Below are 14,527 nucleotides of genomic sequence, written 5' to 3'. Positions count from 1 at the left end.
GATTCTTATCGAATTCATAGCTGTCTCGTCTCACGGTACTGCTGTCCAATCAAAGTATCACCAAGCTAGTGGTTGGTAGAAATCGAGATCCCGAAAACGTGAACTTCCAGACACGAAAATTCGATATAGCAATATATACTTTATCAATATCAGTATATCTATTCTAAGCAACATAGAGTGTGCTGAAATACCGAAATTCTGGTTTTGGGTTTAGATTTGTATTACCGCAGTAAGCACCACCAGTTTTACCCGGACCGCCGCTGTACAGGAAGCATGGATCGGCTTCCGCCTGAGTACGACGCTACTCCCGGGGGCGACGCCCTCGAAGCAGCAATCGAGAAACGGCTGGTCGATATCGACTCCGGGCGCTACCGAACAAACGTCGCGAGCGTGCTGCGGAAGTTCGCGGCATGGAGTCGAGACCAGCATGGTATCGCCAGCCCAGAGGACATCGACGACGATCTCTGCCGACAATACGCTCGTGAGCTAGCCCGAGCGGACGACCGGGACAATATCTCGCCGGAGACAGCACGGCGGTACTTCGCGTACGTCCGCTCATTTCTCACTTGGGCTGTCTACGAGGGCCTGATACCGACGAACCCAGCCAAGACCAACCACGCTGAGGGGCCACTCCCGACCGACGAGACCGAAACTGACCAGCAGTACTGGACGATACGCGACCGCGAAGCCATCTGTGCCACTGCGACCGCCCGTGTCGATGAAGCCGGCGAAAGCGGCGACCTTGACCGCACGGCGGCCTATCGCGATCAGGCACTCGTCTTCCTACTCGCGTACTCTGGAGCCCGCAGCGCGGAACTGGTTGCTGTTTCTGATGATGAGGAACGGAATGGACTGCGGTGGCGCCACGTCAACTTAGAGGCTGGCACCATGCAGGTGTTCGGTAAGAATCGAACCCGAGAGTCTGCGCCGATCCTCGATGACGCTATCCATCCTCTCCGGCGCTGGAAGCGACTCCGCGATCCCGGTGAAGACGAAGCTGTGTTCCCCAGACTCGACAACGCGGCGAAACCAATGGACCCGACGCCGTCGATCACAACACAGTCTGCTCGGAACATTCTGGCTGACCTCTGTGAGTGGGCCGACTACGAGTTCGAGGAACCGCTAAAACCACACGGTGCTCGGCGCGGACTTGGTCGGGAAATCTATCGCGAGAGTCCACAGCTGGCACAGGACGTGCTGCGTCACAAGTCCATCGAGACGACCCACGAAGGCTACGCTCAGGAGGCTGCAAAACGCACCCGTGACGAGGCGAACGATATCATCTCCGGCGAGGAGACTAACTGACGCGGACTATGCTGGTATACACCAGTTCAAAAGGTAGTTTATTTCATGACTCCTGAGAGGAACCGTCTGCTCAGTAGGTGTGCGAATTGAACGACCCGTTCAGTCAGTTTAGACCCGGGCCACGACAGATGTTGGTGTGATTTAGAAAATGTGTTTAAGACTTTGAATTTATGACCTCTCAGCTCTCTGTTTTCCGACCCACCAGCCAAATCCAACCCCGGGCAGCCCAGGCATAATTAGTGGCGCTATGAGGTAAAGCGCCGAAAGTGCGTTTCCTGAGAAAAGTACTGCCACAGAGAGGAGAAAGGTAGCCAACGCTACTACACCGATGTAGTAGTCTCGCTGTTGAAGTGCCATCCCTGTTAGAACTGGAACTCCAGCCGCGAGACCACATGAGATCGTTCCAGGCCAGCTGATGACCGACAGAGTTGGGGCTTCAAGAGCGTTTACACTCAAGAGCGTGGCAATTGCTCCAGCCGGAAATGCAATCAGCGTGAGGAAATTGCCTCTCTGATCCCGTCTAAAGATTCCAGTCCCTATCAGTATTCCTCCGATGGCCAATAAGGAATCTCGGGCAAGACCCTCGAAAAGCCCTCCGCTGCCGTCGGCAGACGTTGTTCTGATATAGAACACGCTGTCGTCTTTTCGAATATATCGATCTCCTCGAAGCGTCTCGACAGCTTTGTAGTCATCGTAGGTCGAAAGAGTCGTACCCCCTTGTTGAATCACTTCGTCTACAGCTAACTGAGCAGGCTGAGGAAGCTCTGAATAGTCCATTACTGTCGCACCAGGCGGTGGATCTCCTTCACTGATGATTTCAGAAACCATCGTCTGTTCGCTCACCGGTGAAAGCGTCGCCACAGAAATTCCAATGATGAGCAAGCCCATCACGACGTAGATCGTAGCCGCGATATCGGAATTCACGACTAAGCGTTATCATTAATTGATAAGTACTTTGTCTGTACTGACCGCAACCGGGTCAACACGTATCACTGACTGAGGAGTTCAACAGGCCAAGTCAATAAAAAGCGGGACTGCTTCACCTACTTCCCACGAATACATATTGAGATGGCTCGGCTCGTCTTCTATCACCACCCACAGGCCGAGAATTTCTCACTTAAATATAGCGCTGCATCCTTAGCAGAGATCCGATCTCAGCAAGACCAATCCAACGAGTCGGCGAAGCACATCCAGTACCCCTTGAAACACGTCTATGTGCTCCATGAAGGCGGTGCAGAGATCGGATCAGCCCAAGACATTGACTTCGGTCAGGAATGGTTGAGTGGTCGGATTCGTGACCTCCCTCGTGCTGGGCAAGTTGTCGCATTCCGATTAATCGAGCTGCCCGAAGCCGCTGTTGATGTTCGAGATGAGGATGAGTTCCGGCTCTACAAAGAGTTCGAACCGCAAAAGATCCAGCAGGCACTCGATCACGTATCCTGGGAAGCACCACTTCCGAACGTTGCTGGGAAAGTGATGTCGAATTTGATTCTCCGTCACTCCCTCCCGAATGCGAATCATCGAACTGGTATCGCGATGCTACAATTCTGTATTGAGAGTGTAGAACCGGGTTTTGAGATGCCACGAACACACGTCGACGACGATACCTGGCGAGAGTGGGTCGATCCCTACATCGTCAATACCAAGCGGCTCATTACTGTTCGTCGGAACAACCTCCGTTTCAAGCATCTCAAAGAGTTGGACGGCGACCTCGTCGAGCGGAAAGACGGGATCCAAATTCGATTGTCCGAATCCAAGCTGGATATGCACTGGCGAGAAGCCCTCTCAGAGTACGCTGGGCAGCACGAGATCCACTGTACGGACTTCGCTCAGGCAGTCCTCCAACGTGCAGAACGGGATGATCTGCTCGATCGTCAAGGATCAACGAAACAAGAGTTCATCACGTATCTGGAGGACGGACTCGTCGAACGAGACTTCAGAGAAATGTTCTGATCAATCGCGAAGCTCGGCGACCGACTGGCCGACCTCACGGACGTGTTCACTCCGCTTAAGGTCAAGTTCTTCAGCGAGGTAGTCAACTGTCTCTTCAAGACTCATAATAAAAAGAATAGCGTGAAACGGTATAAATCTAGTGCTGATATTTGTTGCTCCGCTGTCTCCGTTGAAATCCTCTTCTTCAGACATAATATCTCAGAAACAGCCGGTCGAGGAAGAGTGCGAACACGCCGTTATAAATCATGTTTTGAGGGGTCACAAAGCGCGATACGGGCCTCATCAGCAGAGACGCTGAATATCACGACTTCCAACCCGTGTTCAGTGGCGATGTTGCGTATGCTTTCCGGGGCATTTTCCGGGTCAGCTTCCACAGTATCACTCCCCGGTAGCGCGTCGAGAATCCGTATCCAAAGTGGTTGGTTCTCGTGTTTCAATCCTCCCTCGCGTGGGATATTACTGAATACCCACTCACCGGACAATCCCGGCACGGCCGTCTCGCCACTATCGAACTCGAATCCAGAATATCCTGCCTCTTTGAGTTCTTGTCTCACACGTTCCCAATCGGTCATTAGTCGGCTAATCGAACAATGCCGACGTAAAATATACTGCCTGTGCTGAATGAGACGTGCTTCACCCATACTGACAAAATCAGTTACTGCGAGATCGATACACCGGAACATACCGACGACGCTTATTCGTTGACGAGCAGGATCTTCCCGCGGAAGTCGCCCGCTTCGCCGAGTCGGTGTGCGTCCGCGACGTCTTCGAAGGCGAACCGCTCGTCGACGTGGGGCACGACGACGCCGTCGTCGACGAGCGACGCGATGTCGGCGAGTTCCTCACCGATGCGCGCCTGTCGATCGCCGAGCAGCACCGGCAGAATGACGAGCACAACGCCGAGTTCGAGCGAGTTGGCGTGCAGCGCCGAGATGTCCTGGGTCGAACTCGACTCCGTCGTGACGACGGCGCCGAACGGTCGGACCGCCTCGAACGCCGTCTGAAGGTGGTCGTCGCCGACCGGGTCGAACACCACGTCGAAGCCGTCGCCGTCGGCGTACTCTTCGACGTACGCCTCAACGTCGGTCGCCGTGTAGTCGACGGTGTGGTCCGCGCCGAGTTTCTCGGCGAAGTCGCGCTTCTCCTCGGTCGAGCCTGTCGCCGTCACGTCCGCGCCGAACCATCTGCCGAGCTGGACGCCGATGTGGCCGACGCCGCCGCTGGCACCGTAGACGAGCAGGTCATCGTCGATGCCGACCGTCGCTTTGTCGGTGAGCAGTTCCCACGCGGTGAGTGCGACGACTGGGAGCGATGCGGCGTCCTCAAGCGGGATCGACTCCGGCGCGCGAGCGAACGTGCCGGCGTGCCCGACGACGTAGTCGGCAAGCGCGCCCTGCCGCCCCGCACCGCCGGGCATCCCGTACACCTCGTCGCCCGGCTCGAACTGTTCGACATCCTCACCAACGGCGTCGACGATGCCGGAGACGTCGCAGTGGAGGGTCGCGGGAAACTCGGGCGTGAAGTCGGGGATCTCGCCCTGACGGATCTTGTAGTCGACGGGATTGAGGCTGGAGGCGGCGACGTCAACCCGGAGTTCGTCAGCAGCCGGCTCGGGGACCTCGCGGGTCGTTCGTTCGAAGACGTCGGGGTCGCCGTACGATTCGATCACGAACGCGGTCATCTCGGTGGCCATGTCGTAACGGCGGGCCGCTGGAGGGGAATAGTCGTCGGTCGTCGGATCGAGCGAACCCTCTCAGTCTACGGTGAATTTCGTGAGCTTGCCTTGATGTGTGGTTCACAACATCAAGAGATCTCTGAATCCGTGAAATCAAGCTATATCTGGCGATTCACCACAGTCCTGCTAACTAAACACTACCCAATTTACAATATTATAAACTACTATTTATTGGGATCCTGCTAGTTGCGAACGCCGAATGGAACTGTCGCCGCCGGCGCCACTTTTCAACGACTGTTCGGACCCATCGTCAGTAACGTACCTGTGGGATTATGATTCGCCCAATATGCCGTATATGTTATTAAAACCCCTCTCCTATAAACAGAATAGACAAATATACGAACGAAACAGAAATTTATGATCATATATCGCATAGTAATCTATTTGGGAGTGAAAAATCACTACGAAATGGCTAAATCGACATCGTAACACCACCTGGCACTCCCGTTGTTCCCGGAGCCTGCCGGAAAGCTCTGTCAGGCCTGCTCCGGGCGACAGTCGGTGCGCTGACGGACCGCGATGCCGGTCACTGCTACACCTCCCTGATGACGACCTCTTGAATGCCGTCACGGAGGGTCGTCCGTTCTAGCTCTCTGAGTGCCTCGGCGCTCGCGTCGACTGTCGCAACGTGGTTCCCCGCGAGTTCGCCGGCCTGACTCTTGAAACACGTCGGCCCGCAGGGAAGCAGTATCTCCGCGTCGTTTCGAAACCCCGGGTAGAGTAACAGGTCGCCACGCGATGGGTACGTCGTGTGGTTCTCCCGGGGGAGGTCCGGGAGGTCAACCTCGTCGATGTTTATCCACGTCGCGATACCGCTCCAGCGGACGTGCATTAGCTCCGAGCGTAGCGGCAACATCTCCCTGAGCGCCGCGACGGTTTCGGGGGCTTGCTGTTCGTGTAGCTCCGCTGTAAACCTCGTCTCGTCGGTCTGAATCTCTATCATTCGTAGGTGCGGTGTTGGTTGTGTTCGGTGTTCGATGCAAGCAGTGCAAGGCTCTCTGCGAGGACTTGTGTCGCCACGGCGCAGTCTGACCAGTCGGCCCACTCTTTAGGTGAGTGTGAATGCCCGCCTGTGGACGGAACGAAGAGCAACGCCGCGTCGGTCACGTTGGCGACCTGCATCGTATCGTGCCCCGCGCCAGAGTGGAGCGTCAGCGTCTCGACACCGCGCCGGGAGGCCGCTGTCTCCACTGTGTCCCGGACGCGCTCGGAAAGCCGCGTCGGCGGGATTTCGTACGGGATATCGAGTGACGTTTCGACGCCGTGTTGACGTTCCAGACTGTCGAGTGAGTCCTTGACGGCCCGGGCCTGGCGGTCGATCTCCAGTTGCTCGACCGACCGGAGGTCGAGACGCATCGACACGCTCCCCGGAACGACGTTGACTGCGTTCGGCGTTGGGATGAGGCGGCCGACCGTACCGACCGCTGTCCCCGTCCCCGTGGTGGCAATCTCGCTCGCCGTCGCCTCCACGTCGAGAACGAGTTCGCTCGCCGCGACCAGTGCGTCCCGACGCGCGTCCATCGCCGTCGTCCCGGAGTGGTCGGCACGCCCGTCGATACTGACGTGGCCCCGCGTCGTGCCGGTGATGTCGGTCACGACGCCGAGGGGGACGCCCGCCGTTTCGAGGTGCCCCCCCTGTTCGATGTGGAGTTCGACCCAAGCGTGCCACTCGCTCGCGTCGAGGCGGCCGGTCCCACGGAAGCCGGCCTCTTCCAGCGCCGTGCGGAGCGAGACGCGGCCATCAGAGAGCGCCAGGGCATCCTCGACAGATAGCTCTCCGGCGGCGACCGAGGAGCCGAGGACGCCGTCGGCGAACCGGGTCCCCTCCTCGCCGGTAAACGAAACGACCTCTAGCGGTCGGTTGACGACGACGCCGCTGTCCCGAATGGCTCGGACCGCTTCGAGGGCGGCATAGACACCCAGAACCCCGTCGAAGATGCCGCCTTGCGGGACCGAGTCGAGGTGGCTCCCCGCCGCGACTGGTGGGGCGTCCGGGTCACACGTCGACGGTGTCCACCGGCCGGCTATGTTGCCGACGGCATCGATTCGGACGTCAAGCCCGACCGCTTTCATCCGGTCGACGAGGTACTCCCTCGCCCGTACGTTCGCGTCGTCCGCCGGAAGCGCGGTCCGGCCGACCCCGGTGTCGGCGTCGACGCTGCCGAACTCACCGGTCCGCTCGACGTCTGCCCGGAGCGACGCGGCGTCGATATCGATCTGTGTGTCCACTACGTCATCCCTCCCTGCGGGTCCCACGTCGGCACGTCGCGGGCGCGGAACTCCCCGCGCGGGTCCCCGACGACACCAGTCTCGTCGGCGATGGGGTGCCCACGGAGGTAGGTTTCGAGGACTTTCCCGGTCACTTCTCGGCCCTCGTATATCGAGTAATCCGCGATAGAAGCGTTGTCCGCCGCCGAGATCTCGTAGGTCTCCGTCGGATCGAACACGACGAAGTCGGCATCGGCCCCCACGGCGAGCCGCCCCTTCTGTGGGAGCCCGAACGTCTCGGCAGGGTTTCTGGAGAGGACCCGGACGAGGAACGAGTAGGGGAGTCCACGCCGGTTGACCGCCTCCTCGTGAAACACCGGGAGCGCGGTCTGGAGGCTGTTGACGCCAAACGGACAGTCCCACCAGTTCTCGACGGCTTTCTCCGCTCGCGTCGACGCGACGTGATCCGTCGATACGACGTCGAGCGTGCCGCTCCGAAGCGATTCGAACATCGCGTCGACGTCGTCTTCAGCCCGGAGCGGGGGCGACTGGAGCGCGAGCGTCCCCTGCTTCTCGTACGCGTCCGCTGTGAGCGTCGTGAAGTGCGGGCACGTTTCGCCCCGAACACGGGTCCCGTCCTCGCGTGCCGCCGCGAGCTCCTCTACGGCGGCCCGCGAGGTGGTGTGGATGCCGTAGTACTTGCAGTCGGTCTCGGTCGCCAGCGACACGGCGTCGGACAGCGCCATCGCCTCCGCGTAGTCGGGGCGTGCACCGGGGTAGTCCGTCGGGTGGCCGCGGCCGGCGCGACGGCGCTGTTCGGTCAGCGCCTGACACACTGACTCGTCTTCCGTATGCAGGACCGCGACCGCGTCGAGGTCCGCGAGGCGCTCGAAGGCGAGCCGGAGGAACCCGTTCGAGACACCCACGTCGTAGACGGTGAAGAACTTGAACGACGGGACGCCCGCCTCCACCACCGCCTCGAACTCGTCGAAGACAGAGTGGTCTTCGGCGGTCACCGTCGCGTGCAGGCCGTAGTCGACGTACGCCGAGTCCGCGCTCTCGCGCTGGCGGTCGATAGCGTCTAGGAGCGACCCATTCTCGGCCCACACCGAGCCGGTCGCATCGCGCTCGCGCTCGCCGGTCCACGTCTGCCAGGCGAAGTTGATGACGGTGGTGACGCCACCGCGGGCCGCCGCCGCCGTCCCGGTCTCGTAGGTGTCGATTGAGTTGAAGCCGTTTATGTGGACGTGCGGATCGACGACGCCCGGCAGAACCATCTTCCCCGCCACGTCCAGCGTGTGGTCCGCGTCGGGCAAGTGGCGCTCATCACCGACGGCGACGATGGTTCCGTCCTCGATGGCGAACCCCGCATCGAGGGTCCCCTGGGCCGTGGCGAGCGTCCCACCGACGACGCGGAGGTCAACTGCCATCGGACCCACCCCCGACGGGAGCCTGATCACGGAGTCGGTCGAACCCGTCCGCACCGTCTTCGTATGCGATACACCGCACGTCTCGGTCGTCTACGTCGTACTGTTCTGGATGTCTCATAGCACAGTCTTCGGTCGCGTGTGGACAGCGCGGGTGGAGCCGACACCCCGACGGCAGGTCACGCGCACCCGGAACTTCGCCGTCCAGGGACTCGCTGTCCGGTTTGAGCCGTTCCTCCTGCTGGGACGTGACGGGGATAGACGACAGGAGCGACCGCGTGTACGGGTGCCGTGGGTTCTCGAAGAGCCGGTCGGTCGGCCCCTGCTCCTGTATCTCTCCGAGGTACATGACGGCCGTCTCGTCGGCGAAGTTCCGCACGAGCGAGAGGTCGTGCGTTATAAAGAGGTACGTGAGGTCGAACTCCGCCTGGATGTCCTCCAGCAACGAGATGATCTTGGCCTGCACGCTCACGTCGAGCGCGCTGGTCGGTTCATCGAGCAACAGCAGGGACGGTTCGACAGCCAGTGCCCGGGCGATGTTGACGCGCTGTTTCTGGCCGCCGCTCAGTTCGTGGGGGTACTTGTACAGGTACTCGTCATTGAGACCGACCCGCTCCAGCATTTGTCTGACCCGGTCCTCGCGCTCCGAGCGCGGAACTCCGGTTGCTTTCAGCGGGACCAGGAGCGATTTCCGGATGGTCCGGCGCGGGTTCAGACAGGACGTCGGGTCCTGGAAGACCAGCTGTATTTCCGAGCGCATCTCGGCCAGTTGCTTCCGAATCGGGTTGGTGATGTCCTGGCCGTTGAACCGGATGAGCCCCGAGGTCGTCTCGTGGATGTCGATGATGGTCTTTGCGACCGTCGACTTCCCGCTTCCGGACTCCCCGATGAGTGCGAGCGTCTCCCCCTCGTCGATGGTGAAGGAGACACCGTCGACCGCCTTCGCTGGCGGCTCGGGCGAGAACAGCCCCTCGGCCGGGAAGTGCTTTTTCAGGTCCTGGACTTCGAGAACGGGGCCGCTCATCGCCGCCCCTCCGCTGGCGTCCGCTCCGGCTCTGAGAGCCGCCGTTTCGTCTCTTCGAGCGTCGGTACCGGACCTGCGTCCTCGTCCGCGTGACGGACGCAGGTGGTCCTGGCTCCGTCGCCGAACGAGACCGCCGGGGGTTCGCTGGACCGACAGCTCTCGTCGGCGTACGGACAGCGGGGGTGGAACCGACACCCCAGCGGCGGGTCCGTGTACTCCGGCACCGACCCGCCGATGCCGCCGGCCATCGAGTCGCCGGACAGGCGGGGAATAGACGCTATCAGCCCCTGCGTGTACGGGTGACGTGGCGAGTCGAATATCTCCGCCGTCGGCGCGGTCTCGGCGATGCGGCCGCCGTACATGATGTAGACGCGGTCGCTCAGCTGTCGAGCGACCCCGAGGTTGTGCGTAATCATCAGGATGCTCATGTCCCGCTCGGCGATGAGGTCTTCGAGCAGCGAGAGGATCTCGTCGTGGACGGTCACGTCCAGCGCGGACCCCGGCTCGTCGGCGATGAGCAGGTCCGGCTCGTTGAGAAGCGCCTGCGCGATTATCGCCCGCTGTCGCATCCCGCCGGAGAGTTCGGACGGGTAGCTGTCCATCACCGACTCCGGGTCGGGCATCCGGACCTCTTCAAGGAGTTCCAGCACCCGCTCGCGGGCGGCCGACCGGTCCGTCGACGAGAAGCGCCGCCGGAGGTACCCGACGATGCCAGTGTCGCCATGCCCACCGAGCTGTGCTGTGTCGGTGAGTTGCTCCCCGATAGTGAACACGGGGTTCAGGCTAGACAGTGGGTTCTGGAATATCACGCTGATGCGGTCCCCATTTAGTGCCCGGCGCTCATCCTCCGGGAGGGAACGCAGGTCCTGGCCGTCGAACTCGACGTTCCCGGAGACGTGTGCCGGGGGCTCGTCGAGGAGGCCGGTGATGGCCTTGGTCGTCACGGATTTGCCACAGCCGGTCTCGCCGGCGATGGTGACGACCTCGCCGTGGTCGACCGTCAGGTCGACGCCGTCGACGACGGCGGCGTACCCATCGAAGCCCTCGAACCCGACCGAGAGGTCCCGGACTGAGAGCAGGGGCGCATCGTCGCTCATTGCTCTACCTCCACGTCGAAGAGGTCGCGCAGGCCGTCCCCGAGCATGTTGAACCCCATCACGAGAACGAAGATAGCGAGCCCCGGGAAGATGCTTATCCACCACTCGGCGGGCAGATACTCGGTGCCGTTTGCGACCATCGTCCCGAGCCCCGGTCTGGGGGGCTGGACGCCGAGACCGATGAACGACAGCGACGCGCCCGTCAGGACCACGATGCCGGCGTCGAGCGTCGCTTTGACCAACAGCGGCGAGAGACAGTTCGGTAGTAGCTCCCGGAAGAGGACGTGCGTCGTACTCGCACCCGCAAGCTCCGCGGCCTGTACGTACTCCTCGTCCGAGAGACTCGCGGCTAGGCCGCGGGCCAGCCGTGCGTACCACGTCCACCAGAGCGAGGCGATGGCGAACATCGCGATTTCGAGGGTCGGTTCGAAGGCCGACGCGATGGCGAGCGCCAGTACGAGCGGCGGGAGCGCGAGGAACGTGTCCGTAACACGCATGATGATAGTGTCGACCCAGCCGCCGGCGTAGCCGGCGACCAGCCCCAGCATGACGCCGACTGGGACGCCGAGTCCGAGCACCACGGCGACCAGCAGTAGCGCGATGCGGTAGCCGAACATGACGCGGGTGAGGATGTCCCGCCCCGCGCTGTCGGTCCCGAAGGGATGGGTGAGGGACGGCGGCTGATAGGCATTTGCGAAGTCCGTGAACGACCCCACTTGCTCCGGGTACGGGGCGATGTAGGGCGCGAACACGGCCGCGAGCGCGATGGCAACCACTATCACGAGGCCGACGACGCTCATCGGTTGGTTCGCGAACCGGCGATACGAGCGGTACCACAGCTCGCGGCGCGCCGGCGAGACGATACCGTCGAGTCTGGACGTATCGAACGAGAGGGTCTCGATGCTCATGCGCTGTCACCTGCCAGGCCGATACGCGGGTCGATGACGCTCGTCAGCAGATCGACAACGAAGTTCACCACCACGAACACGACGCCGACAAGCATCGTGACGCCGACAACGGCGTTTACGTCCGAGGTCAGGACGGACTGGACGCCATACTTGGCGAGGCCAGGCCAGGAGTAGACGATTTCGATAATGAACGCACCGCTGAGAAGCCACGCGTACTGGAGGCCGAGGATGGTCAGCGTCGGAACGAACGCGTTCTTCAGCGTGTACTTGTCGGTGACCAGCCACGTCGGCAGGCCGTAGCCGCGCATCGCCTCGATGTAGTCCTGGCCCTCGATGTCTATCATGCTCGAACGGGTGATACGGATGACCTGTCCCATCCCGCTGAACGACAGGGCGAGCGCCGGCAACAGGATGTGCATCCACGCGTCGACGTGTGCCGCAGGCGACCCCGACAGGAGCGTGTCGACGAGCATGAACCCTGTCGTTCGGACTACCTCGCCGCTGTACGCCGAGGAGAGCCGCCCCGTAATAGGGAACCAGTTGAGGAAGTAGCCGAACACGAGTTGGAAGACGATGCCGACGAAGAAGCTCGGGACGCTCACTGTCGAGAAGGCGAAGAACCGGGTCACGTTGTCGAGTACCCCACCGTGGTGTTTCGCGGCGACGATGCCCAGTGGGATCCCGAACACAACCATGAACGTGAACGCGAGTGTGATGAGTTCAAGCGTCGCGGGGAACTTCGTCACCAGGTCGTACGCGACGGCGTTTTTGGTCTGGAGGCTCTGTCCCAGGTCGCCGACGAAGAGCCGGCGCATGTACTCGATGTACTGGACCGGGAGCGGCTGGTTGAGTCCCATCTCTGCGGCGAGCTCCGCCACCTGCTCCTCACTGGCCATCGCTCCGAGCGCCATCCGGGCCGGGTTCCCCGGCAGTACCCGCGAGATGACGAAGATGAGGACCGACAGCCCCAGCAGGCTGACGGCCATCCCCGAGAGCCGACGCAGTAGTTGTCCAATGCGCGCCATTACACTCGGTGCATGTCACGGAACGTGTACTCGAAGCCCTGTGCCGGCCGGAGCGTGAGCCCCTCGACGTCGTTCTGGAAGCCGATTGTCTTCACCGTGTGATACAGGTGCATGTCACAGTGCAGGTCCGCGAGCGTGCTCTGCAGTTGATTGTACAACTCGACGCGGGCCTGTCGGTCGGGGGTCTGTCGCGCCTCGTCGATGAGGCTGTCCACCTCTGCGTTGTCGAGGTGTTCCATGCTCATCCAGGTGTTCGCCGCCTCGGAGTGGAACTGGTTGTAGAACATCGAGTCCGGTGACGGATAGGTCGGGACGTAGAACACCTGGCTCGTATGTGGCGTGTCCTCTACTGTGGTCGCCATCTCCGTGATGGTCCCCCAGGTCTGGGGATTCAACTCGACGTTGATTCCGATGTCCGCCATGTTGTCCTTGAACAGCAGCCCGATGCGCTCCTGGAAGGAGTACGAGGAGGTGAACGTGTTCGTGATCGTGAGTTCCCCCTCAGAGTAGCCAGCGTCGGCGAGGATCTGTCGTGCTCGCTCGGGGTCGTACGACGGTTGGGTCACGTCGCTGTTGTGCGCTCCCCACGTCGGCGGGAGCGGCCCCTGCGCCTTCTTCATGTCCGGGCGGATTTCGTTGACGACCTGTTCGTAGTCGAAGCCCCAGGCCATCGCCTCACGAACCGCAGGGTCGTCGGTCGGTGCCTTCTGGGTGTTTATTTTGTTGTACAGCAGCCCGAAGGTCGGTATCTTCTCGACCCGCGCGTTCTCCATCTCGTCGATGGCACTGTAGGTCTGGGAGTTCTGGTACTGCCCGGTCATGTCCAGTTCCCCGTTTTTCATCAGCGTCTGTACGGTCGAGTTCTCAGTGATTATGCGGACCTCGACGGTGTCGAACGCGCCGTTAGGAAACTCCTTGAAGTAGTCGTCGTACTTCGCGAACGTTATCGAGTTGCCTCGGGAGAAATCAGCCAGCTGGTACGCACCGGACCCGGCGTCGTTGTTGTTGATGTACGCCTGCCCGTAGTCGCCACGCTCGCCGTAGTCCCCGTCTTCGAGGTTCTCCATGATGGTTTCTCTGTCCACGACGAACACGAGAACCATGATGGGGAGAAACGGCGCGTACGACCGGTTGAGCTCGAACGAGACCGTCTGCTCGTCCTCTACCACGATGTTCTCTTTGTCGAGGACACCGCTCAGCAGCGACGCGTACCCCTGGTTGAGGTCGAGGAACCGCTCGGTCGTGAACTTCACGTCCTCGGCGGTCAGAGTGTTTCCGCTGTGGAAGGTCACGTCGTCACGTAGGGTGAAGGTGTACGTCTTGCTGTCCGCCGACACCGACCAGTCCGACGCGAGATGGGGCTGAATCTCCCCATCGCTGTCGGGGAATACGAGCGGGTCGTAGAGGTTCACGAGCGCCATCGCCTGCACGTAGTCGGTCCCCTTCGCGGGGTCTATCGTCCCGAGCCGTTGCGAGATGTTCGCCGTGAGCGTCGCGCCGCCAGCGCTGTCCGTCTGTGACCCGCTTTCTCCGGTCGACGTAGCACCCGATCCCGATCCGGACCCGCCCGAACAGCCGGCCAGCCCGGCGGCACCAGCCGACCCGAGCGCGGCGAGGAACTGCCGGCGCGACCCCGCCGAGGTGAACTTGGACGCGGTTACTCTCCCACGAACAGGCTCACTCTCGCCGTCAGTCATTCGTCCGCTCCCTGAGACCGGATACGGCATTCGACACTGTACAGTAGTAGCTCGTTCTTCTGGGCGTTTACTCTCATTTTCGCGTCGATAGAGTAGATTCGCCATCTGTTGAAAAGCTTTTCCCTACATACGTCATTATCGCACCAAG

The 14,527-nt window shown here is 61.1% G+C and carries 13 protein-coding genes; 2 read left to right on the top strand and 11 right to left on the bottom strand.

The features are described from left to right. Positions 1-273: 273 nt before the first annotated feature. On the top strand, positions 274-1,305 hold the full coding sequence (locus C444_RS17795) for a tyrosine-type recombinase/integrase (protein ID WP_004594441.1): 1,032 nt from the start codon (positions 274-276) through the stop codon (positions 1,303-1,305). A 168-nt stretch (positions 1,306-1,473) separates the two neighbouring features. Here C444_RS17795 and C444_RS17790 read toward each other — a convergent pair whose 3' ends face one another. After that, positions 1,474-2,229, bottom strand: a complete 756-nt coding sequence (locus C444_RS17790; protein WP_239641332.1) for a hypothetical protein — start codon at positions 2,227-2,229, stop codon at positions 1,474-1,476. A 144-nt stretch (positions 2,230-2,373) separates the two neighbouring features. Between C444_RS17790 and C444_RS17785 the strand changes: the two genes are divergently transcribed. Further along, positions 2,374-3,258, top strand: coding sequence for a hypothetical protein (locus tag C444_RS17785; RefSeq protein ID WP_004594439.1), 885 nt, complete (start codon positions 2,374-2,376; stop codon positions 3,256-3,258). A gap of 236 nt (positions 3,259-3,494) precedes the next feature. Here the strand turns inward: C444_RS17785 and C444_RS17780 are convergent, their stop codons facing one another. From C444_RS17780 to C444_RS17735, 10 genes are all read right to left on the bottom strand, one after another. Beyond that, the gene (locus C444_RS17780; protein ID WP_004594437.1) at positions 3,495-3,830 is read right to left on the bottom strand and encodes a hypothetical protein; all 336 of its coding nucleotides are present in this window, start codon (positions 3,828-3,830) and stop codon (positions 3,495-3,497) included. Positions 3,831-3,952: 122 nt separating this feature from the next. Beyond that, positions 3,953-4,951 (bottom strand): zinc-binding dehydrogenase, encoded by a 999-nt coding sequence (locus C444_RS17775; protein ID WP_004594436.1) that lies wholly within the window; start codon positions 4,949-4,951, stop codon positions 3,953-3,955. A 574-nt stretch (positions 4,952-5,525) separates the two neighbouring features. Continuing rightward, the gene (locus C444_RS17770; RefSeq protein ID WP_004594435.1) at positions 5,526-5,936 is read right to left on the bottom strand and encodes a DUF3830 family protein; all 411 of its coding nucleotides are present in this window, start codon (positions 5,934-5,936) and stop codon (positions 5,526-5,528) included. Then, complete coding sequence (locus C444_RS17765) at positions 5,933-7,222, bottom strand: Zn-dependent hydrolase (protein ID WP_004594434.1); 1,290 nt, start codon at positions 7,220-7,222, stop codon at positions 5,933-5,935. The genes C444_RS17770 and C444_RS17765 overlap by 4 nt, the downstream gene beginning before the upstream one ends. Next, positions 7,222-8,631 carry a dihydroorotase gene (locus C444_RS17760; RefSeq protein ID WP_004594433.1) on the bottom strand — a complete coding sequence of 470 codons (1,410 nt, stop codon included), beginning with the start codon at positions 8,629-8,631 and terminating at the stop codon, positions 7,222-7,224. Before C444_RS17760 ends, C444_RS17765 begins: the two co-directional genes overlap by 1 nt. Next, positions 8,621-9,652, bottom strand: coding sequence for an ABC transporter ATP-binding protein (locus C444_RS17755; protein ID WP_004594432.1), 1,032 nt, complete (start codon positions 9,650-9,652; stop codon positions 8,621-8,623). The genes C444_RS17760 and C444_RS17755 overlap by 11 nt, the downstream gene beginning before the upstream one ends. Continuing rightward, on the bottom strand, positions 9,649-10,749 hold the full coding sequence (locus C444_RS17750; RefSeq protein ID WP_004594431.1) for an ABC transporter ATP-binding protein: 1,101 nt from the start codon (positions 10,747-10,749) through the stop codon (positions 9,649-9,651). Before C444_RS17750 ends, C444_RS17755 begins: the two co-directional genes overlap by 4 nt. After that, positions 10,746-11,657 carry an ABC transporter permease gene (locus tag C444_RS17745; protein WP_004594430.1) on the bottom strand — a complete coding sequence of 304 codons (912 nt, stop codon included), beginning with the start codon at positions 11,655-11,657 and terminating at the stop codon, positions 10,746-10,748. The genes C444_RS17750 and C444_RS17745 overlap by 4 nt, the downstream gene beginning before the upstream one ends. Next, positions 11,654-12,682 carry an ABC transporter permease gene (locus C444_RS17740; protein WP_004594429.1) on the bottom strand — a complete coding sequence of 343 codons (1,029 nt, stop codon included), beginning with the start codon at positions 12,680-12,682 and terminating at the stop codon, positions 11,654-11,656. Before C444_RS17740 ends, C444_RS17745 begins: the two co-directional genes overlap by 4 nt. Beyond that, positions 12,682-14,379, bottom strand: coding sequence for an ABC transporter substrate-binding protein (locus tag C444_RS17735; protein WP_049909597.1), 1,698 nt, complete (start codon positions 14,377-14,379; stop codon positions 12,682-12,684). The genes C444_RS17740 and C444_RS17735 overlap by 1 nt, the downstream gene beginning before the upstream one ends. Positions 14,380-14,527: the final 148 nt, after the last annotated feature.

It is taken from the genome of Haloarcula japonica DSM 6131 (assembly GCF_000336635.1).
Lineage (GTDB): Archaea > Halobacteriota > Halobacteria > Halobacteriales > Haloarculaceae > Haloarcula > Haloarcula japonica.
Note: the sequence above shows the minus strand (reverse complement) of the source record. Positions and strands in the feature narration are given on the sequence as shown.

What these genes read in the sequence shown, in the direction of transcription:
- C444_RS17750 (WP_004594431.1), bottom strand. Translation starts at nt 10,749, where the DNA reads ATGAGCGACGATGCGCCCCTGCTCTCAGTCCGGGACCTCTCGGTCGGG.
- C444_RS17795 (WP_004594441.1), top strand. Translation starts at nt 274, where the DNA reads ATGGATCGGCTTCCGCCTGAGTACGACGCTACTCCCGGGGGCGACGCC.
- C444_RS17780 (WP_004594437.1), bottom strand. Translation starts at nt 3,830, where the DNA reads ATGACCGATTGGGAACGTGTGAGACAAGAACTCAAAGAGGCAGGATAT.
- C444_RS17785 (WP_004594439.1), top strand. Translation starts at nt 2,374, where the DNA reads ATGGCTCGGCTCGTCTTCTATCACCACCCACAGGCCGAGAATTTCTCA.
- C444_RS17735 (WP_049909597.1), bottom strand. Translation starts at nt 14,379, where the DNA reads ATGACTGACGGCGAGAGTGAGCCTGTTCGTGGGAGAGTAACCGCGTCC.
- C444_RS17740 (WP_004594429.1), bottom strand. Translation starts at nt 12,682, where the DNA reads ATGGCGCGCATTGGACAACTACTGCGTCGGCTCTCGGGGATGGCCGTC.
- C444_RS17775 (WP_004594436.1), bottom strand. Translation starts at nt 4,951, where the DNA reads ATGGCCACCGAGATGACCGCGTTCGTGATCGAATCGTACGGCGACCCC.
- C444_RS17760 (WP_004594433.1), bottom strand. Translation starts at nt 8,631, where the DNA reads ATGGCAGTTGACCTCCGCGTCGTCGGTGGGACGCTCGCCACGGCCCAG.
- C444_RS17745 (WP_004594430.1), bottom strand. Translation starts at nt 11,657, where the DNA reads ATGAGCATCGAGACCCTCTCGTTCGATACGTCCAGACTCGACGGTATC.
- C444_RS17755 (WP_004594432.1), bottom strand. Translation starts at nt 9,652, where the DNA reads ATGAGCGGCCCCGTTCTCGAAGTCCAGGACCTGAAAAAGCACTTCCCG.
- C444_RS17770 (WP_004594435.1), bottom strand. Translation starts at nt 5,936, where the DNA reads ATGATAGAGATTCAGACCGACGAGACGAGGTTTACAGCGGAGCTACAC.